Raw genomic sequence first — 20,734 nt, 5'->3', positions numbered from 1 at the left:
TCCGTCCGCGGTCTATTCCGCGGGCCACTTCTCGAGCTGGGGCAGATGGCCCAGCTGTTCCCGGTGCCACGGCTCCCGGTTCCGGCTCTCCCAGGCCCGGAACTCCATCCCGAGCTCCCGGCACAGGTACTGCACCGCGAAGCGGCCGCTCGACGCGGCCCGGATCAGGCCCCCGCCGCCGGCCCACTGCCCGGCCATGGAGAAGCCGCGCAGCCCCGGCAGCCGCATCCGGTCCTTGTTGACCACGCCGTTGACCAGGTCCTCGGCCTCGGTGAAGGACTTCCACGCGAGGATGGAGCCGTTGTGGTTGCCGGTGTAGCGGTGTGTCGTGACGGGTGAGGCCACATCGGCCACCCGGATGCGGTCGCCGGTACCGGGGGAGCGCCGCTCCAGGAAGTCCCGGACGAAGTCGGCGACCTGACGCTTCTGCGCCCAGTACTCCTTGCGGCTCCGGCTGCGCAGCGTCCGCCAGTGCGCGAAGTCGCTGAAGTAGGTGCAGTGCACGACCGAGGAGCCCGGCGGGGCGAACCCCTCGGCATAGCGGGACCGCTGCTGCACCACCAGGCTGTCCTGCAGCGCCCCCGGCAGCCCGGAGCTCTCCTCCTTCGCCAGCAGATACGTGGTGCTGTGCGGGCTGTCCGGCTCCGGCTCCCCGGTGAGCCCGACGAACGCCGACACCACCCCCGGATAGAGCACCTCCGGCCTGTTCAGCAGCGTCGAGTACAGCGTGTCGAGCCGCGGGCTGGAGTACCGGCCGCCGAGCAGCCCGTGCAGGGTGGTGTAGCCGTCGCAGGCGGCCACGACGTGGTCGGCGTACAGCCGCGTGCCGTTCCTCAGCTCCACCCCGACGGCCCGGTCGCGCTCCACGAGGATGCGCTCGACCCGCGTGCGATAGCTGACCGAGCCGCCCAGCGAGGTGTACCGCCGCTCGATGGACCGGGACAGCCCCAGGGACCCGCCTTGGGGGAACCCGGCGTTGTCGTTGTACGCACCGGCCATGTTGAACAGATACGGCAGCAGCGGGAACCCGCCGTGGTCCTGGAAAAAGATGTTGCGGAACGCGCGCCGCAGCAACGGATCCTGGAACCGGTCGGCGAAGGTGTGCATCTGCGTCGCGGCGGTCCGCCAGAACAGCCGGAACGCCGGCAGCACGGTCCGCAGCATCCGCAGCTTCTCCCGCGGCGTCCGCAAGGGCGCCGGAGTGAGGAACGGATACAGCTCGATGCCGATGAACCGCCGCAGGTCACGGCAGAACGACCGGATCAGCCGCGCGTCGGCGGGCGAGATCTCCAGCAGGTGCCGCTGGAGCCGCCCGGGGTCGTTGTAGAAGGTCACCGACCGTCCGGCCTCGTCGACGACCCGGTTGAACATGTCGAAGTTCGTCACCGTCTTGCCGTCGAGCGCGCCGAGCTCGCTCCACACCTGGTGTGCCTCGTTCCCGGCGCAGGTCCCGATCAGCCACTCGATGCAGTAGTCGAAGATGAAGCCGTCGCGCGCCCACGCGGTGCAGCAGCCGCCCGGCAGCACGTGCTTCTCCAGGATGCGCGTCTCCATCCCGCTCATCTGGGCATAGCACCCGGTGGCCATCCCGCTGACCCCCGCCCCGATGACCAGCACCCGGGGTTTGCCCCCGGACGAGGCGTCCCGTGTGGTCCAGTCCGTTGCGACGTCATGCGACATGGGTGCCCCCTCCGGCCAGGATGTCGCGCGCCAGCTTCGCGTTGAGGGCGATGTACTCCTGGTCGAGCATCTCGGCGTGGGTGCCGAAGCCGCGGAACACGGTGGTGCGGGTGGTCGTGCTGCCGTGCCAGCTGCCGTGCTCGTCCGCCGCGTAGAACGCCACCTTCTCCTGGTCGGAGATGACACTCACCGGGGCGGTGATCACCCCCAGGTTCGGTGTCCGGCTGCAGAAGTGGATGTACTCCCTGGCCTGCTCCAGCGTCTCCTGGGCGACGATCTCCGAACCGGTGTGCCTGCGCAGATGGTCGCCCAGCTCGCGCTCGAAGGCCTCGAAGTGCTCGCTCCCCAGCTCGAAGGAGTCACGGATCCGGTACGAGTCCATGATGACCACGATGGGCACCTCCCGGCCGCGGCGTTCCAGCTCCTTGGTCACCTCGAAGGCGAGATTGCCGCCCAGCGAATAGCCGAACAGGGTGCAGGGGCCGTCCGGCTGGATCTCCTCGATCAGGTCGGTGTACCGGGCGACCTTGTCGTCGCCGCTCAGATAGTTGAACGCCACGAACCGGTACTCCGGGAGATGCGTGGCGAACTGGCGGTAGACCAGCCCGTGCCCGCCGGCCGGCGGGAAGCAGAAGACCGTCCTCCCGCCCTCCCCGTTGAACCGCAGATAGGGCTGGGATCCGGCGATCCTGCCGGTGACGATGTGCTCCACGGTCCTGGCCATCCCGTGCAGCGTCGTCACCTTGAACAGCCGGCTGACCGGAAGCGAGATGCCGAACTCGGACTGCAGATGGTGGATCAGTTCGATCAGCTTGATCGAACTGCCGCCCGCCTCGAAGAAGTCGTGGTGCAGCCCCACCCGCTCCAGGCCCAGCAGCGCCGTCCAGTGCTCGGCCATGCGCTTCTCGTAGAGCGTCACCGGCGCCTCGTGGACCGGATCGCCGCCGTCGAACCGCGGCGCCGGCAGCGCAGCGGTGTCCACTTTGCCGTTCGGCGTCAACGGCAGTTCGGGGAGCTCGACGAACGAGGCCGGGACCATGAAGGTGGGCAGCTGCGCCCCCAGGTGCCGGCGCAGCGCGGACCAGTCCAGCACCGCGCCCGGCGCCGCGACACCGTACGCGCACAGCACGCCCTCCCCCTGGGCGTCCTCGGAGACCGTCACCACGGACTGCGCCAGCGCCGGCCAGAGCGCCAGCTGCGCCTCGATCTCCCCGATCTCGATCCGGTGACCGCGCAGCTTGACCTGCGTATCGGCCCGTCCCAGCAGGTGCACCACCCCGTCGGCGTCCCACCGGGCGAGGTCGCCCGTGCGGTACAGCCGCACCGGTCCGGTGCCGGACGCCCCGCCGGGGGAGAGGGTGACGAACCGCTGCGCCGTCTGCTCCGGCTCCCCGAGGTAACCGTCCGCGACACCGTCGCCGCCGACCCACAGCTCACCGGTCACCCCCGGCGGCACGGGTTCGCCGTGTCCGTCGAGGATGTAGAGCGTGCTGTTCGGGAACGGCCGGCCGATCGGGACCATCCGGCTCGGCTCCAGTCCGTCGGCCGGGCCCTCGAAGTAGCAGCTGTCGACGGTGGCCTCACTGAGCCCGTAGGAGTTGACCAGCCGCGTGTCCGGACCGCACAGGCCGCGCAGCCGCTCGTACTCCTCCACCTTCCACGCGTCGGAGCCGACGATCAGCAGCCGCAGGAAGTCCAGGCGTTCGCCCGTGCTCTCGCAGTACCGCATCAGGCCGCGGACGACGGCGGGCACGAACTCGCCGCAGTCGACGCGCTCCGCGCGCATCGTCGCGTGCAGCCGGGCCGTGTTGAACAGCAGCTCCCGCGGGACCAGCACCAGGGTGCCGCCCGAGCAGAGCGCGCGGACGAGGTCACCGGTGAACACATCGAACGAGAAGCTCGCCATCTGCAGATGGGTACGGGCCTCGGTGGCCAGTCCGTACTCCTGGTGCCAGGCGCCGTACGCCGAGGCGAGGCTGCGGTGACCGACCCGTACCGCCTTGGGGCGGCCGCTGGACCCGGAGGTGTGGATGACGTAGGCGGGCGCGTCCAGGCCGGCGGTGTCCAGGCCGTCGGCGCGGTTCTCCTCACGCGCGGAGTCCGCCCCGGCCCGGCCGCCGGCAGTTGCGCCCGCCGGGTACACCTCCTCCAGCGCCAGGACCTCGGCCGACGTCCCGGCCAGCCGCGCTCGGCCGGCCGCGTCCGCGATGACGACGGCGGTACCGGCGGTGCGCACCATGCCGTCCAGGCGCTCCGCCGGGTAGCCCGGATCGAGCGGCAGATACGCGCCGCCGGCCCGGAGCACCGCCAGCAGCGTGACGACGAGCTCGGGCGACTTCTCCAGGCAGAGCGCCACCACCGAGCCCTCCCGGACGCCCCGTTCGCGCAGCCGCAGCGCCAGCAGAGCCGAGCGGTCCGCCAGTTCGCCGTAGGTGAGCCGGCGGGTGTCGCCCGACTCCGAGGGCGCCGAGACCGCAACCGCCTCCGGGTGCTCGGCGGCGGCGCGGGTGATCAGCCGGTGCACCGGCACCTCGGGCGCCGCCTGCCGGCCGGCCCCGCTCCAGTCCGCGAGCACCGTCTCCCGCTCCGCCTCCGTCATCATCTCCAGCCGCGCCGCCGGCTGCTCCGCCGGAGCGCGGGTCAGACCGTCGAGCAGCCGGACGTAGTGCGAGCACAGCCGCCGCACCGTCTCCGGCCGGAACAGATCGGTGTTGTACTTGAACACGCAGTGGAAGCGCCGGTCGGCCTCGTCCTCGTAGGCGGACAGCGTCAGGTCGAACTGCCCTTCCTCCTCGGGTAGTTCGATGTACTCCAGCCGGTAGCCGTACTTCTCCGTCGCCACCTTGTGGACCAGCAGGATGAACATCGCCTGGAACACCGCGGAGCGGCTCGGGTCGTGCTGCAGCCCCAGCTCCTCGACCAGCCGCACGAACGGGTACTCCTGGTGGTCCAGGCCGCCCAGCACCGTGGAGCGGACCCGCCGCAGCAGCTCGCCGGCCGACGGGGCGCCGTCCAGGCTCACATGCAGCGGCAGCGGGTTGACGAAGTAGCCGTAGACCGAGGCGAAGTCCTCCTGCGTCCGGCCCGACACCGGGGAGCCGACGACGATGTCGTCCTGGCCCGAGTAGCGGTGCAGCAGCAGGTAGTACGCGCTCAGCAGCACCACGAACACCGTGACGTCGTGCTCCCGGGCCAGCGCGTGCACCCGGGCACTGAGGTCGGCGTCGAGGACGAAGAACTCGGACGCGCCGTTGTGCGTCTGGACCGCCGGGCGGGGCTTGTCGGTGGGCAGGTCGAGCACCGGCACGTTGTCGGGGAGATGGCTCCGCCAGTAGTCGAGCATCCGCTGCGCGTCCGGTCCGGCCAGGAAGCGGTTCTGCCAGTTGAGGAAGTCCAGATAGCGGGCGGACACCGGGGGCAGCTGGGCCGGGCGGCCCCGGCGCAGCCCCTCGTACAGGGCGAGCAGTTCCTCGATGAAGGTGAAGGTGGAGATCGCGTCGGAGACGATGTGGTGGACGGCCTTCATGATCACCCAGCGGTCCGGGCCACGCCGGAACAGCCGGAACCGGATCAGCGGGTCGCGCTCCAGGTCGTACGGTTTGCGGTACTCACCGACGATCATCGCGTGGATCTCGTCCCACTCCCGGCCCTCGACGTCGAACAGGGCGAGGTCCGGGGTGACGTCGGTGGCGATCCGCTGCACGGGCCGGCCGTCCGCGTCCAGGGTGAAGCCGGCCCGCAGGCTGGGGTGCCGATCGATCAGCGCCCGCACGGCCCGGAACATCAGCTCCGGATCCAGCGCGGTGCGCACCTCGACCGCACCGCCGATGTTGTAGGCGAAGCCGTCCGGGTTGAGCTGCCGGAGGAACCACAGCGCCTTCTGGTTCTGCGTCAGCGGATGCTGCCGCTCGTCCTCGAACACCTCGACCGCGGCACCGGCGTCCTCCGGCGTCCCGGCCTCGGCCGGGACACCCAGCCCGTCGTACAGCTGGGCGACCAGTTCGCCGACCGGGGCACTGCTCAGCAGGGCCACCACCGGCAGGGCGACACCCAGTTCGGCGTGGACCCGCGCCCGCAGCTCCATCGCCAGCAGTGAGTCCAGGCCCAGGGTGTTGAGCCCGGTGGCGCAGTCCAGCCGCTCCGGGCCGACCCGCAGGACCCCGGCGGCCAGCTCGATGAACCGTTCGGTGAGCAGCCGGCGACGCTCGTCCTCCGCGGCCGCGTGGAACGCCTCCAGGAAGGTCCCGCCGTCCCGGGCCGGCAGGTCCCGGGCGGCGGCCGCCAGCTCGGCGACGAGCGGCGGCGCGGTCGGGTACCAGGCCAGGAAGGCCGGCCAGTCGACGACCGTCGCCACCAGCACCTGGGCGCGGTCCTGGCCGATGACGCGCTCCAGCACGGCCATACCGGCCTCCGGCGACAGGGAACTCATCCCGCGGCTGGTGCGGTAGTGGTCGATCAGCCCCAGCTCCTCGATCATGCCGGTCGCCCACGGCCCCCAGTCCACGCTGAGCGCGGGCAGCCCCTGGGCACGCCGGTGGTGGGCCAGCGCGTCGAGGAAGGCGTTGCCCGCCGCGTAGTTGGTCTGCCCCGCGGTCGTCAGCAGCGAGGCGACGGACGCGAACAGCACGAAGTGGTCGAGCGGTTCGTCGCGCAGATGACGGTGCAACAGCAGGGCACCGACGACCTTGGGGCCGTGCACCGCGTCGAAGGACGCGCGGTCCATCTCCGGGAGCAGCCGGTCACGGACGTGGCCGGCCAGGTGGAACACGCCCCGGATCGGCGGTGACTCGTCCTGCCGGTACTCGGCCAGCCACCCGGTCAGCGCCGCCTCGTCGGTGATGTCCAGCGCCACCGGGACGGCCTGCGCCCCCAGCGCCTCCAGCTCCTTGAGGAACCGCACCTGGCGGCCGGCCGGGGAGTCGGGGTCCAGCTCCCGCAGCCGGCGGTTCCGGGGCGGTGCGGTGCGGCCCAGGAGAATCAGCCGCCGTGCCCCCCGCTTGACGAGCGTGCGGCACAGCAGCCGTCCCAGGGCGCCGAACGCCCCGGTCACCAGATAGCTGCCGTCCGGCCGCAGCCGCAGCGGCAGCGGGCCGGTGAGGTCGCCGAGCTGCCGCAGCCGGCTGGTGTGGCGGCGGTCGCCGCGCAGCGCGATCTCGTCCTCGTCGCCGCCCGCCACCTCGCGCAGCAGCGCGGCTGCCTCGGCCCGGCGCTCGGCGGGGGAGTCCCCCCGGGCCGGGTCGAGGTCGACCAGCGTGCCGCGGTGGGCGGCCAGTTCCTGGTGTCCGAGCACCCGGCCGATGCCCCAGGCCGACGCGGCCAGCGGCTCGACCGGATCCCCGGCGGACACCGCCTGGGCGCCGCGCGTGACGATGTGCAGCGTGCAGCCGTCCCCGTGGGACTGCAGGGTCCTGGCGAGCGCGATCAGCGAATAGCTGCCCGCGTCCGTGCACCGGGCCCAGTCCTCCCGGGTCACGGCGCCGATCGACGGCAGATCCAGGTTCCACAGGTGCACCACGGGCCCGAGCGGGACGGCGTCCCGCTCCCGGAGGTCGTGGAACAGCCGGTCGAGGTCGGCGGTGGAGCCGGGGGCGACGGTCGACTCGAGGCCGTCCCGCCCCATCCGGTAGCCCTCACCCCGGTGGACCAGATGGCAGCGCCCGCCCAGCGCGGTCACCCGCTCCGCCAGCGCCTCCGCGACGCCCTGCGCGTCGGCGAGGAGCACCCACCGGCGCGCCGCCGCGGCCCCGAGGCCCTCCGGCACCGCGGCGGTGAGGGGAGCGCCCCCGGCCGCCCGCGCCGCGGACTCGCCGGGCGTCGCCGTGTCGTGGGAGCCGGCCGGCTGGGGGCCGGCCGGCTTCTCGATCCAGGCCACGTCCGTCAGCCAGCTGTCGATGGTGGCGCGCCCGACCGCGGCCGACGCCTTCTCGACATCGGCCGCCCGGAAGCCGCGGATCCGGCCGAGCGGTTCCCCGCCGTCCGCGTACACGCCGATGTCGCCGGTCAGCGCGGCGTCGTCGTGTCCGGAGAGCGTCGCGTGCACCCAGAGCGGCCGGTCACCGAAGGGAGCGCAGCGCACCTCGTCGATCGACAGCGGCAGCCGGATGCCGGTGCCCCGCGGTCCGTTCGCCGCCTCGAGGATCTGCGGTGTCAGCAACGACTGGAAGCAGGCGTCGAGCAGCACCGGATGGACGTGATGCGCCGCGGTGCCGCCGCTGATGGCCTCCGTCGGCCGGATCCGGGCCAGCGCCTCGCCGGGCCCGATCCACACCTCCTCGATGGCCTGGAAGGCCGGGCCGTACTGGTAGCCCAGCTCCGCCAGGGCGGCGTAGCACTCCGGCCCGTCCAGCCGCCGTACGGTGCGCGCGCGGACCGCGTCGGCGTCCAGCGGCGCCCCCGGCGCCGGGCGCTGGCCCGCCCGGATCACACCGGTGGCGTGCACCGCCGGCTCCTGGGCGTCCTCGGCCGGGGAGGCGACGGTGAAGCCCGCTCCTTCGGAGGAGAACGCCAGCTGCACCGTCCGGACGTCGTCGTCCGGCAGGAAGAGCGCCTTGCGCAGCTCGATGTCGGCGAGTGCGGCTTCGGTGCCGCCGGTCATGGCCCGGACCGCCTGCACCGCCATCTCCAGATAGCCCGCCGCGGGGAACAGTACGGCGCCCTGCATCCGGTGGTCGTTCAGATAGGGCATCGACTCGGTGTCGAGCCGGGCCTCCCACACCGGTTCGGCCCCGGTGACCCGGCGGCCGAGCAGCGGATGGTCCAGCCGGCCGAGCCGCACCTGCTCGACCGGGGCCGGCTCCACCCAGTAGCGGTCCCGCTTCCACGGATAGCGCGGCAGCCGTGCCGGAGAGCCCGTGGGGCAGACCGCCTGCCAGTCGATGTCGACGCCGAGGTTGTGCAGGGCGGCCAGCGAGCGGGTGAACCGTTCGGCCTCGTCCTCCCCGCGGCGGATCGACGGCAGAGTGCTGCCCTCGGCGCCCGCGCCGTCGAGACACTCGCGGATCGCATGGCCGAGCACGGGGTGCGGGCCGATCTCCAGGAACAGGCCGTACCCGGCACCGATCAGCCGGTCGACGGCGGCGCGGAAGTGGACCCGGTCCCGGACGTTGTGCCACCAGTACGCCGCGTCCAGCTCCGGCCCCCGCGCGACACCGTCGACGCCGGTCAGATACAGCGGCACCGTCGCCTGACGAGGTGTCAGCCCGGCCAGGGAGGACAGCAGCTCGTCCTTGATCGGATCCATCCGCGGGCTGTGGTACGGCACCCGGACGGTGAGCGGCCGGGCGAAGATCTGCTCCGCCCGCAGCTGCTCGGCCAGCTCCGCCAGTGCGTCCTCGTCCCCGGCGAGGGTGATGCCCGTCGGGCTGTTCACCGCGGCCACCGACACCCGGTCGCCGTACGGCAGGACGCGGCGCCCCGCCTCCTCCTCGGCGAGACCGACCGCGAGCATGGAACCGGTGCCCACCAGCCGCTGCTGGAGGCGGCTGCGGTGCACCACGACCGTGACGGCGTCCTCCAGCGAGTAGACCCCGGCCTCGTGGAACGCCGCGACCTCGCCGGTGCTGTGCCCCACGATCGCCTCCGGCCGCACACCCCGGCTGCGCCACAGCGCCGACAGACCCACCTGGACCGCGAAGTTGGCCGGCTGCGCCAGCCAGGTCTCGCTCATCCGCGAGGCGGACTCCTCGGCGTTCATCTCCTCGATCAGCGACCAGCCGGCGAGCTTGCGGATCTCCTCGTCGCACCGCTCGACCGTCTCGCGGTAGACCGGCTCGCTCCCGAACAGCCCCCGTCCCATCGCCCACCACTGCGGGCCCATGCCGGTGAACACCCAGACCGGTCCCCGCCGTCCGGGATCGCGCCGCCGGTCGAGCAGCACCCGTGGATGCTCCTCGCCGCGCAGGTACGCGTCCAGCGCCTCGTCCAGCGAGGCGCGCGAGGAGTGGACGATCGAGAGGCGGGCGTCGAGGTGCTGCCGGCGGTGGGCGAGGGTGTGGCGGACATCGGCGAGGCCGACGGCCGGACCGTCGGTGCCGTCGAGCGCCCGGCGGACGCCCGCGGCCAGCTCGGGCAGAGCCGCCGGATCGCGGGCCGTCAGCGGCAGGACGGACCAGCCCGGCTCCGGCGGCGTGGGCTGGTCCGCCGCGGGTGCCGGGGCCTCCTCCAGCAGGATGTGGGCGTTGGTGCCCCCGAACCCGAAGGAGTTCACCCCCGCGCGAGCCGGCCCGTCGTGCGCGGGCCAGTCGGTCGGAAGGGTGGGGATGTCGTACGGCATCGACGCGAGATCGATCGCCGGATTCACCTGCTCCAGATTGATGTGGGGCGGGATCCTGCGGTGCTGGAGACAGAGCACGGTCTTGATCAGCCCGGCGATCCCGGCGGCCGACTCGGTGTGCCCGATGTTCGTCTTGACCGAGCCCACATAGCAGGCGTCGCCCGGCTTCCGGCCGATGGACAGCGCCCGGCCCAGCGCCCGGGCCTCGATCGGGTCGCCCACGGGTGTCGACGTTCCGTGGGCCTCGATGTACTGCAGACCGCCCGGCTGCACCCCCGCCTCGGCGCAGACCCGCTCGATCAGGGCCACCTGGGCGTCCGCGTTGGGCACGGTGATCCCGTTGGTCCGGCCGTCCTGGTTGACGCCGCTGCCGGTGATCACGGCGTGGATCGGGTCGCCGTCGCGCACCGCGTCCGCCAGGCGCTTCAGCGCGACCACTCCGACGCCCTCGGCCCGCACATAGCCGTCGGCCGCGGCGTCGAAGGTCCGTGAGCGGCCCTCGGGGGAGAGGAAGCCGCCCTTCGTCTCCGCGATGGTGTACTGCGGAGCCATGTGCAGCAGGGTGCCGCCGGCGAGCGCGAGACCGGTCTCGCCCCGGAGCAGGCTCTGCCGGGCCAGATGCACCGCGACCAGGGACGAACTGCACGCGGTGTCGATGGAGACGCTGGGGCCGCGGAAGTCGAAGCAGTACGAGATACGGTTCGACACCATCGTCATCATCGTGCCGGTCGCGGTGTGGGCCGCCAGTGTGTCGAACCGCAGATCCGAGAACTGCAGGATCTTGTAGTCCAGCGTGAAGGCCCCGATGAACACTCCGACATCGGCCCCGGCCAGGTCCGCGGGCCGCTGCCCACCGTCCTCCAGCGCCTCCCAGGCCACCTCCAGCAGTTTGCGCTGCTGCGGGTCCATGTACTTCGCCTCACGCGGGCTGATGCCGAAGAAGGCGGGGTCGAACTCGTCGAAACCGTCGATGTAGCCGCCGCGGCCGCCGATGAGCCGGCCGGGCTTGGCCTGGTCCCGGCTCCCCAGGGTCGTGACGTCGTACCGGTCGGCCGGCGTCGGCGTGATGCAGTCCTTGCCGTCGATCAGGTTCTGCCAGAACACCCGGTAGTCGGAGGCGCCGCCGGGCAGTCGGCACCCCATACCGATGATCGCTACCTGGTCGTGGGAGGCGGCGTGTGGTGAGTCGGTCAACGTCGAATCCTTGTTTCGAAGCACAGCGGCGAGCGGGAAGGAAAGGAAGGTGTGCAGTGGTCACCGAGGCGGAGCGGCCGGGGCGGCTGCCTGCCGCCGCGGACGGCGCCAGGGCTGGAGCAGGCTCTCGACGACGGCACCGGTTCCGGGAAAGGACGCCGGGTCCTGCAGCCCCACCGCGGCGGGTCTGCGGCCGGGATGCCAGGTGTAGCTCCCGAACAGGTGGTCCCAGACCGACAGGTCGGAGCCGTAGTGGCCGGCTTCGGCCAGGTCGGTGCTGTGGTGCAGCCGGTGCTGTTCGGGGCTCGCGACGACATGGTTGAGCCGGCCGAGCCGGACATCGATGTTGGCGTGCACGAAGTAGCCCTGCGCCACCACGAACAGCCCCGCCGCGAAGACCGCTGCGGCGGAGAACCCGGCCAGGGCCAGAGCGACCTGCACGGTGCCCTGGGCGAGCACGATGTCGACGATGTGGTTGACCCCGTTGTTGCCGACATTGACCTTGTCGGGCACGTGGTGCACACCGTGCAGCCGCCACAGCCACCGGTGCCGGTGGCTCAGGCGGTGGACGGCATAGCTGGCCAGCGAGCCCAGCAGGAGGGCGGACGGGACCTCGGCCCACAGGGGCACTGCCGGGTGGGAGGGCGGGGACAGCAGACGGACGGCGCCGGTGACCCCGAACTGCGCCAGGCCTCCGCCCGCCATCGTCAGCAGGAAGTAGACCCCGTACCAGCCCCATTCGCCGGGGCCGGGGTGCCACGCGGGCTCGTAGGGGATGACACGCTCCAGCAGCGCGAGATACCCGATGGTGCCGACGAGGAAGAACGGGGAGACCCGCCCCTCGTCCCAGTGGAAGTGCCAGGTCGCCGCGACCACGAGGACCACAGCCGCCAGCAGCAGCGGATACGCCGTGTGGCGGAGAGCGGAGCGCAGGCGCCCTGCCGTACGGGCGACGGGAGCGGGCCCGCGCCCCACGGCAGCGGACGTGCCGTGCCCGAGTTCGCCCACGGCACGTCCGCTGCCGCGGGCGAACTCGGGCACCCCCCGGGAACACTTGATCCTCAACCAACGACGCGGTTCCAAGACCACCGTCAGCCGCCTTCCCCCCAAGACTGAACGAGCCCGCATAAGACTGCCGCCCGTGACCAGTCGGCACACCAGAACATCAGCACATTCACCCGTACGTGCTGATGTGTCATGAATCCGCCGATCGTTTCAATCGGAGGGAGCCCTTCCGGCGTCTGGCGTGCGGGATTCCACGGCCTCTCGGGGTGCGGCGCCCAAGGTGCGCTTCGGGTTGACGCCCTGTTCGCCTCCGGAGCTCGGCGTCCTTCCCTGTGCCGCCGGATCGACTCCGGGCCCGCCGCATCCGGGAGAGACGGGTGGGTCATGAACTCGACAATGGCTCATCCCGTTGTCGACACTGTCGAAGTGGACGAATTTCAGGGGTGGTTGGAATTGCTCACCCCCATGCTCAACATCGTTCAGGTGTCGAGGGTGTTCAGGTGGATAGAGGGCAAACGGGTGTATTCTTTTGTCTCATTTCGCCCTGGGTGTGTCTCCCTGTCGTATCTCCCTCTCGAACCTTCGCTGCGAGAGTTCTGCCGGACTCCGGCCGGCTCGGATCGCTCCTCGCGGTATCCCGCATTCCCTGACGGCAATTCACCGGTTCAGGGAGGGTGTGACGCAGGCTTGTTGGGGGAGTGGGCGGTGATGGCCGTCCACCTCCCGGCAGGTGGACGGATGCGACTTCGCCCCGCGGCCGAGCCCGGTGCCGCACGGTCTCCTGGATCTGCCCTCTGATCTGCGATGACGGAAGCGGGGCGTCGGGCTCGGGGCGTCGCCCCGGCCGCTGCCCCGCGAGTGGCCGAGGTGATCATGTGTGCGCGGCGTCGGTGCGATGGCGTCGGGGAGATCATTCCGTATCGAGGGAACGAGATGCCCGACCGCGGAAACGACCCGACCCGACCGGGCCCGGCAGGCGAGTGCGGTTCACGAAGCATCCGAACAATGCACCCGCTGATCGCATTGCGAGGGGAATGTTCCCTCTTTCGATCCCGGGAAGTAACGCCGACCATGCTGTCCGCGAAAGAACAGTACCCTCCTGCCGTGACGCCGGGCCGTCACGCTTTAATGGGGTGGCACAGTCGAACGGCAGAACTCGGAGGCAGTCGTATGGGCAGGCATGGACGACCTCACGGGGTGAATCGCGCGTATTCCGCGATATTCACGGCCGCCGCCGCTCTCGGTGTCGTGGGCGTACTGGCCTTCGCGCTGCAGTCGGTCGGTGACGAAACGCCCGCGCGGGCCGAGTCCGGCGCCCGCTACCGTCCCACTCCCGACCTCCCGGACCCCGGGGCCACCCGCTCCGAGAAGACGCACCGTCCCAAGAAGACGGCCCCGTCCGAGGCGGGCAGCGGGACCGGTCTGACCGTGAGCTCCTCGGCGGAGCCGGAGCCCCTGCCGACCGAGAAGAAGACGCCGTCCGGCGAGCGGGACGTGCCCGCGGGCAGCGACTCGGCCGAGCCGTCCCGCACCAAGACCGCCACCCCGACGGACCGGAGCCCGGCCGGCGCCTCCGCGTCCGGCAGCTCCGGGGCGCCCGCTTCCCCGGACGGACGAATCGGGGACTCCGGGCGCGGTCGGGCCCCCGCGGAGCCGACGGACCCGACCGGCTCGCCGGACGAGCCGCAGGGCGAGGGCGAGGACGAGGGCGGCACGCAGGAGGACGGCCCGCTGAAGCGCACCGTCGACGGCGTCCTCGGCGGTGTCGGCTCCGGAGTGAACGGCCTGCTCGGCAACTGAGAACGGCCCGCTCGACAACCGAAGCGTATGCATGACGCGGCGTACGGGCGTCCCACGGTCATCCCCGCGGAGGCGTCCGTGCGCCGCGTCATGGTTCTCGGCGCGCCCCGGCCCTCAGGAGCCTGCCGACTCCATCCCTCCCACCTATGTTTCGCCCCTTTTGTCGGTGGTGGCGGAATATCCCCAGTCCGGCGGTAACCGTCCTCAGGGGGAGTGCTTGCGACGGTTGCTCCGGAAGTGATGTGTCTCGGTGGTAAATGCCGTACGCCGTGGCAGGGTGAGTGCCGGACCCACGCCGCCGCCCGGAGGAGCCTCGATGACCGCGATGATCGACTTCGGCCCCACGACGCGCCGCATGGCGAACCTGCTCGAAGGCGTCACCGACGACCTGCTCGCGGCGCCGACGCCCTGCCCCGCCTACACCCTCGGGGATCTCGTGGAGCACGTCGACGGGCTGTCGCGGGCCTTCGCCGCCGCTGCCGTGAAGGACATCGAAGGGGAGTCCGTACAGAGCCCTTCCGGTGACGCGGCCCGGCTCGGTGCCGACTGGCGCACCCGCATCCCCCGGCAGCTCGAGCAGCTCGCCGCGGCCTGGCGGGACACCCGGGCCTGGGAGGGCATGACCCGGGCGGGCGGGATCGACCTGCCGGCCGAGGTGGCGGGCAAGGTCGCCCTGAACGAGCTCGTCATCCACGGCTGGGACATCGCTCGCGCCAGCGGACAGCCCTACGACTGCGATCCGCCGGCACTCGACGCGTCCCTGGAATTCGTGTCCCTGATGTCCGTGCCCGGCGAGGAGGCGGGACGGGAGGGCCTGTTCGGCCCGGTGGTCGACGTGCCCGAGGGCGCCCCGCTCCTCGACCGCGTCATCGGCCTCAGCGGTCGCGACCCCTTGTGGGCAGCGGGCTGAACCGCCCGTCCACCCACCCGACTCACCCCTGGGCGGACCCGCCGACCGGCCCGTCGGCCCGGTTCGACGGACGGTCGCCCCACGACGGCAGGGCTGCCGCGCAGCCTCACCGCCTGGATCGAGTACGGATCACCCCATCAGCGGCAGCCCGAGGCCGCTCCGGCTGATGCGCGTCGTGTTCGACGTCCGGGAGCTCTCGGTCGCCCGGCGCCACCGCCCGCCCGGCCGATGTGTCCGATCCCACTCCGCCCGACCCCGCTCCACCGCAGGCCTGGTGCGCAGCCGTGAGTCTGCGCAGGGTGCACCGTATGCCTTTCGGCCGCGGCATGGCCGGATGTCCGCTGGTGGGAACTCCGCGTTCGGTATTCGCTCTTGACGATTGACGCAGAGGCCGTCAATCTCTTGATCTCATCAACTGCTCAGCTCCAACCCCCCACTTCAGGAGCCAACAGTGTTCACTGCAACACCTCTGCGCCGCGGCATGCTCGCCGCCGGCGCCTGCACCGCCCTCGCCGCAGGGCTGGTCGTCACGGCAGGCGGAGCCCAGGCGACCATCGGTACCGCCGCCCCCAAGGCCGCGCCCGACATCGACGTCAAGAACGTCAAGGCCGATCTGGCCGAGCTCCAGAAGATCGCCGAGGCCAACGGCGGCAACCGCGCCCACGGCCGGCCCGGTCACAAGGCGTCCGTGGAGTTCCTCAAGGGCAAGCTGGACAAGGCCGGATTCACCACGAAGGTCCAGGAGTTCGACCACAACGGCGCCAAGGGCTACAACCTCATAGCCGACTGGCCGGGCGGCAGCGCCGACAAGGTCGTGATGGCCGGCTCGCACGTCGACTCCATCAGCGACGGCCCCGGCATCAACGACAACGGGTCCGGCTCGGCCAGCATCCTGGAGGTCGCGCTCGCCGTGGCCAAGGCCGACCTCAAGCCCACCAAGCACCTCCGGTTCGCCTGGTGGGGCGCCGAGGAGGACGGCATGATCGGCTCCTCGCACTACGTCGACAGCCTGGACTCCGGTGAGGTGTCGAAGATCGACGCGTACCTCAACTTCGACATGATCGGTTCGCCCAACCCGGGCTACTTCGTCTACGACGACGACCCGCAGCTCGAGAAGGTCTTCACCGACTGGTACGCGGAGAAGAAGATCGCGACCGCGCACGAGGAGGAGAGCGACGGCCGCTCCGACCACGCCCCGTTCAAGGACAAGGGCGTGAAGGTCGGCGGGCTGTTCTCGGGCGCGGACTACAAGAAGACGGAGAAGCAGGCCAAGGACTGGGGCGGCAAGGCCGGGGAGGCCTTCGACCCCTGCTACCACCAGGCCTGCGACGACGCCTCCAACGTCGACGACAAGGCGCTCGACACCAACACCGACGCGATCGCCCACGCCATCTGGAAGCTCAGCTCCTGAGCCGTGCCGTTCCTTCGTGGGCCCGGGCGCCTGTCCGGGCCCACGAGGTCGGCCGCGGCCCGGCCCCCGGCGCTGTGCCGGACCACCGCCGCGGCCCCGTGCCGGGGCCCCGGGAGCCTGCGACCGTCACCCGGCATCAGCCCCGGCACGGGGCCGCCGGGTCAGCCGGCCCACGATCCGGCGCAGCCCCGGTGAGCCCGCGCCGCTGCTCCGGTCCCTCCTGGTCCACTCCACCAGCACGAACGTCACACTGATGAGCAGTCCCCAGGCGGCGATCTTCTGCCAGGACACCGGCTGCCAGGCATCCATCTGATACGGGTACCGCCAGGCACCCAGATAGGTGGCGATGTTCTCCGCCACCCACAGGAAGAAGCCGATCAGCGCGAAGCCGAGGGCCAGCGGCATGCTCCGGCGCCGGCTGCCCACGGTGAACCGCACCTGCGTCCCGGCCGTCGCGGCCAGCAGTGCCGCCGCCAGCACCCAGCGCAGATCCGGCAGCCAGTGATGGCTGAAGAAGTTCCCATAGATGGCCGCGGCCACCACCGTCGTCGCCCCGCGCCGGTACCGGACCAGACCGAGCTCCAGCACGTGCCACGCACGGCAGATGTAGCTGCCGACCGCGGCGTACAGGAACCCTCCGTACAGGGGCACACCGGCCAGTTTCAGCACCGCGGGCTCCGGATAGCTCCAGGACCCGAGGGAGACCTTCACCAGCTCGAACGCCAGCCCCACGGCGTGGCACACGGCGATCACCGCGAGATCCCGCCCGGACTCCCACCCGCAGAGCCGGAACACCACGGTCAGCAGGACCCCGTACACCAGCAGCAGGTCGTAGCGGGCCACGGGCAGGTGCGGCAGGGCGGTCGACAGGGCGACACCGGACAGCAGAGCGATGGCGAACCCGCAGCAACGGGTCTCCAGCCAGGCGAAGAGCAACAGCTGCCGCAGGGGAGCGATGAGCGCGGGCATGCCCCAACGGACGCAGAGCCTCGCACCATGGTTCCCCTCGCGCGCCCCGCCCGGATCCACCGCTGCCCCCATGTCCGGGCATGAGCGGCCGTGACGGATATCGCGACCCTGCCCGGGGCGGTGTCAGGACATCCGGACCTCGCCGGTACGGTGAGGGCGTGTCCGAGCGCCGAACGATGATCCTGCAAGCCGCCGTCCGCGTCATCGCACGCCGCGGCATCCGGGGCCTGCGCGTGGAGGAACTGGCCGAGGAGGCCGGGGTCTCCACCGCGCTGATCTACTACCACTTCGGCGACCGCGCCGGGCTGCTGCGCCGGACGCTGGACCACATCAACGAACGGGCCGAGCGGTACACCGAGCCGGCCGCCTGCCCGGACACCGACCCGCGCGCCCACCTCGAACAGATGCTGCTCCTGGAACTCCAGGACGCACCCGAGGTGGTGGAGAACAGCATGGCCTGGGGCGAGGTGCGGGCCACCGCGGTGTTCGACCCGGAGCTGCGGGAACAGCTCCGGGCCTCCACGGAGGAGTGGAACGAGTACGCCACCGACCTCATCCGCCGTGCCCAGGAGGGCGGAACGGTCCGCACGGACGTGGCGGCCGGCGACGCCGCGGAGCGCCTCACCGCGATGGTGGAGGGCCTCAGCGAGCGGTGGCTCAGCGGCTCGGCGTCCCTGGAGCGCGTCCGCAACCTGCTGCGCGGGGCGATCGTCGTGGAACTCGGCCCACCCGACTGACCGGAATCCGGGCACCTGCCCGTCGACGCCACTCCGCGACCGGGGGCACTCCGCACTCCGAGAGCCGTGCCGCGACCGTCAACCGGTGCACGGCTCATTCACCGTCCCGCGGCGGCGCACGTCTCGACGGCCGAGTGCGCCCGGCGCGTTTTCCGGAAGCCCGGAGCTCGCTCAGGCGCCGGTCCAGGCCCCGGACTTCGCGGAAAGGCCCTCGTGCTGCTGCACCGCCTGCTCACGAAGGGCTTGGACGAGCGTCGTCACGTGGGGCCGGTCCGTACGGCCGATCGCGGCGACACCGATGTGCCGGACCGGTCCCGGCGGTCTGACCGGGACAACGCGAAGGCCAGGGATCTCCGGGGCGAGCGCAATGGAGGGGATCAAGGAGATTCCCATGCCCGCGGCGACGAGAGAGCGGGCGAAGAAGTAGTCGGTGGTCGTGCCGCGCACGTCCGGAGCGAAGCCGGCGCGCTCGGCGTAGCGGCGCAGGTACACCTCGGTCTTCAGGCAGCCGAGCACCCAGGGCTCGGCTGCCAGGTCGGCGAGGTCGAGCACGTCGTTGTCGGCCAGCCGGTGCCGCTCCGGCAGGACGACGTGCAGGGGGTCCTCCAGGAGCGGTGTCCATTCCAGGCTGGAGCCGAGGCCCGGCCCGAGCGGCAGGGGGCCGTCGAAGTGGTAGGCGAGTGCGACGTCCACGGTGCCCTGGCGGACGAGCGGCAGGGTCTCCTCGGGCTCGCCTTCCCTGAGGTGGAGCACGGTGCGCGGATGGGCTGCCATGAGCCGGGTGAGGGCGCCGGGCAGCAGAAGCCGGCCGCCGCTGGTGAAGGTGGCGACGGTGAGCTGCACGCGGCCCGTGCTGAGCCGGTCGACCTGCTGTTGTGCGTGTTCGAGCTCGGCGGCGACGGATTCGGCGGCGCCGACCATGATCTGACCGGCCGGGGTGAGGGTGACGCCACGGGTGCTGCGGGCGACGACCTGGGCGCCGAGGCTGCGTTCCAGGGTGGCCACGTGCTGGGAGACGGCCGAGGGCGTGAGGCGCAGGGCCGTGGCCGCCCGGTTGAAGCTGCCGTGCTCCGCCACCGCCCGCAGGACGCGGAGCCGCTGCACATCGATCAACAGTTTTCCTTAGGACGTTTCCAGTAAGTCGGTACTTCTGCTGATGACGATAGGTCTCCAGGATGGGGGCATGCCGACGATCTGTGTCATCGGCGGAAGCCCGCCGCGCAGGTCGCCCGGGAGCCCGTCCACCGGACCGCCCCGGCGGGCGAGGGAGCTTCGCCGTTCCCCTTCGACCGCCACTACGCCATGAGCAACGCCCGCGCGAGGGAGCCGGGCTCGTCCTCCTTCCCGCACCACCGACCGGCTGTCCGGCGCCGAAGCCCCGCCACCGAGCCGCCACTCACCACCCGAGGAACAGAGGCCACCATGCAGCACCGCACCCTTGCGGACACCGCCGTCAGCGCCATCGGCCTGGGCGCCATGCCGCTGTCCATCGAGCACCGCCCGGACGAGGCGCGGGCCATCGCCACCATCCACGCCGCCCTCGACGCCGGTGTCACGCTCATCGACACCGCCGACAGCTACCACTGGCACGCCGGTGAAGTGGGCCACAACGAGTTGCTGATCGCCCGTGCCCTGGCCCGCTACGGCGGCGATACCTCCGGCGTCCTGGTCACCACGAAGGGCGGCCGCGGCCGACCCGGCGACGGCAGCTGGACCGTCACCGCCACCCCGGAACACCTCGCGCGGGCCGCCGAGGCCTCCGCCAAGCGCCTGGGCGTCGAGGCGATCGGCCTGTACCAGCTGCACAAGCCGGACCCCGAGGTTCCCTGGGCGGAGTCCGTCGGCGCGCTGCGCGAGCTGCTCGCCGCCGGCACGATCCGCGCCGCCGGCATCTCCAACGTCACCACCGAACAGATCCGCGAAGCACATGCGATCCTCGGCGACGGGCTCGTCTCCGTGCAGAACCAGTACTCGCCTGCCGTGCGCGACAGCGAGCCCGAGCTGCGGCTGAGCACCCGACTGGGCTTGGCCTTCCTGCCCTGGAGCCCGCTGGGCGGCATCTCACGCAGCTCCCTCGACGGACCCTCCGGCACCACCTCCGCCGGCACCGCCTTCCACCGCATTGCGGACGACCGCGGCGTCAGCCCGCAGCAGATCGCCCTGGCCTGGCTGCTCGCCCGCTCCCCGGCAGTGATCCCGGTTCCCGGTGCCGGCCGCCCGGCCTCCATCACCGACTCGGCCAAGGCCCCGGACCTCGAGCTGAGCACGGAGGAGCTGACGCAGCTCGAGGACGCTCTGCCGATGTGAGGTGGTCACAGGGGCCGTTGCGCTTGGATTCAGTGCCGGGACTGCCACCAGACGACGAGGAGGCTGAAGGCGGCACTCCCGGCGGCGTAGGCCGCCCCGCGGGCGGCATGCCAGGCCAGATCCGGCAGTTGCAGTCCGGCGGTCCGGAGCCATTCGGGCCGATCCCCGACACGGCTTCCCTTACGAGACTTCAGGAGATCCCGGGAGTTGGACATGGCGGCCGCCTTCCGCGACGTGTTGCTGATGTACCAGAGAACCTCAGTGGGTAGAGCGTGAGAATGCGGTGGACCGCCGCCGGTCCGGTCAGCGGATTCTTGTGCGGGCCGAGCGTCCGGTTTTTCTCCGTTGCCTCTCCGGAGAGGTGATTCCGCGGCCCGGTCCGGGGGAGTGCGGTACCGGGGGCGGGCGACGCTCGTCCGGGCTGTTCGATGGATCATCACAGCTCATGG

General features: G+C 71.6%; 11 protein-coding genes. 5 read left to right on the top strand and 6 right to left on the bottom strand.

The features are described 5' to 3' along the window. Positions 1–12: 12 nt before the first annotated feature. Genes ABT112_RS04530 through ABT112_RS04520 form a run of 3 tightly spaced genes read right to left on the bottom strand, consistent with a single transcriptional unit; the run spans position 13 to position 12,121 of the window. Positions 13–1,680: a phytoene desaturase family protein gene (locus ABT112_RS04530; RefSeq protein ID WP_351505462.1), complete on the bottom strand. Its 1,668-nt coding sequence runs from the start codon at positions 1,678–1,680 to the stop codon at positions 13–15. Then, positions 1,670–11,146, bottom strand: a complete 9,477-nt coding sequence (locus ABT112_RS04525; protein ID WP_351505459.1) for a non-ribosomal peptide synthetase/type I polyketide synthase — start codon at positions 11,144–11,146, stop codon at positions 1,670–1,672. The genes ABT112_RS04530 and ABT112_RS04525 overlap by 11 nt, the downstream gene beginning before the upstream one ends. Before the next feature lie 60 nt (positions 11,147–11,206). Then, positions 11,207–12,121: a sterol desaturase family protein gene (locus ABT112_RS04520; protein ID WP_351505497.1), complete on the bottom strand. Its 915-nt coding sequence runs from the start codon at positions 12,119–12,121 to the stop codon at positions 11,207–11,209. Between the two features lie 1,227 nt (positions 12,122–13,348). Between ABT112_RS04520 and ABT112_RS04515 the strand changes: the two genes are divergently transcribed. From ABT112_RS04515 to ABT112_RS04505, 3 genes are all read left to right on the top strand, one after another. After that, positions 13,349–13,951 carry a hypothetical protein gene (locus ABT112_RS04515; RefSeq protein WP_351505457.1) on the top strand — a complete coding sequence of 201 codons (603 nt, stop codon included), beginning with the start codon at positions 13,349–13,351 and terminating at the stop codon, positions 13,949–13,951. A gap of 316 nt (positions 13,952–14,267) precedes the next feature. After that, positions 14,268–14,861 carry a TIGR03086 family metal-binding protein gene (locus ABT112_RS04510; RefSeq protein ID WP_351505455.1) on the top strand — a complete coding sequence of 198 codons (594 nt, stop codon included), beginning with the start codon at positions 14,268–14,270 and terminating at the stop codon, positions 14,859–14,861. A 481-nt stretch (positions 14,862–15,342) separates the two neighbouring features. Then, positions 15,343–16,272, top strand: coding sequence for a M28 family metallopeptidase (locus ABT112_RS04505; protein WP_502975241.1), 930 nt, complete (start codon positions 15,343–15,345; stop codon positions 16,270–16,272). A gap of 126 nt (positions 16,273–16,398) precedes the next feature. On the opposite strand, the gene ABT112_RS04500 is transcribed toward ABT112_RS04505, so the two are convergent. Beyond that, positions 16,399–17,241 carry a DUF817 domain-containing protein gene (locus ABT112_RS04500; protein ID WP_351505451.1) on the bottom strand — a complete coding sequence of 281 codons (843 nt, stop codon included), beginning with the start codon at positions 17,239–17,241 and terminating at the stop codon, positions 16,399–16,401. 158 nt (positions 17,242–17,399) lie between these two features. On the opposite strand from ABT112_RS04500, the gene ABT112_RS04495 reads away from it, so the two are divergent. Further along, on the top strand, positions 17,400–17,978 hold the full coding sequence (locus ABT112_RS04495) for a TetR/AcrR family transcriptional regulator (RefSeq protein ID WP_351505449.1): 579 nt from the start codon (positions 17,400–17,402) through the stop codon (positions 17,976–17,978). Positions 17,979–18,149: 171 nt separating this feature from the next. Here ABT112_RS04495 and ABT112_RS04490 read toward each other — a convergent pair whose 3' ends face one another. Beyond that, positions 18,150–19,091, bottom strand: coding sequence for a LysR family transcriptional regulator (locus ABT112_RS04490; RefSeq protein WP_351505447.1), 942 nt, complete (start codon positions 19,089–19,091; stop codon positions 18,150–18,152). Between the two features lie 309 nt (positions 19,092–19,400). On the opposite strand from ABT112_RS04490, the gene ABT112_RS04485 reads away from it, so the two are divergent. Further along, entirely contained in the window at positions 19,401–20,285 is an 885-nt protein-coding gene (locus tag ABT112_RS04485; protein WP_351505445.1) for an aldo/keto reductase, read from the top strand. A 29-nt stretch (positions 20,286–20,314) separates the two neighbouring features. On the opposite strand, the gene ABT112_RS04480 is transcribed toward ABT112_RS04485, so the two are convergent. Beyond that, the gene (locus ABT112_RS04480) at positions 20,315–20,500 is read right to left on the bottom strand and encodes a hypothetical protein (protein ID WP_351505443.1); all 186 of its coding nucleotides are present in this window, start codon (positions 20,498–20,500) and stop codon (positions 20,315–20,317) included. Positions 20,501–20,734 lie beyond the last annotated feature (234 nt).

The sequence above is a fragment of the Streptomyces sp. NPDC002055 genome, from assembly GCF_040296705.1.
GTDB lineage: Bacteria > Actinomycetota > Actinomycetes > Streptomycetales > Streptomycetaceae > Streptomyces.
The sequence above is the reverse complement of the archived record's forward strand: the minus strand, read 5'-3'. Positions and strand labels throughout refer to the sequence as shown.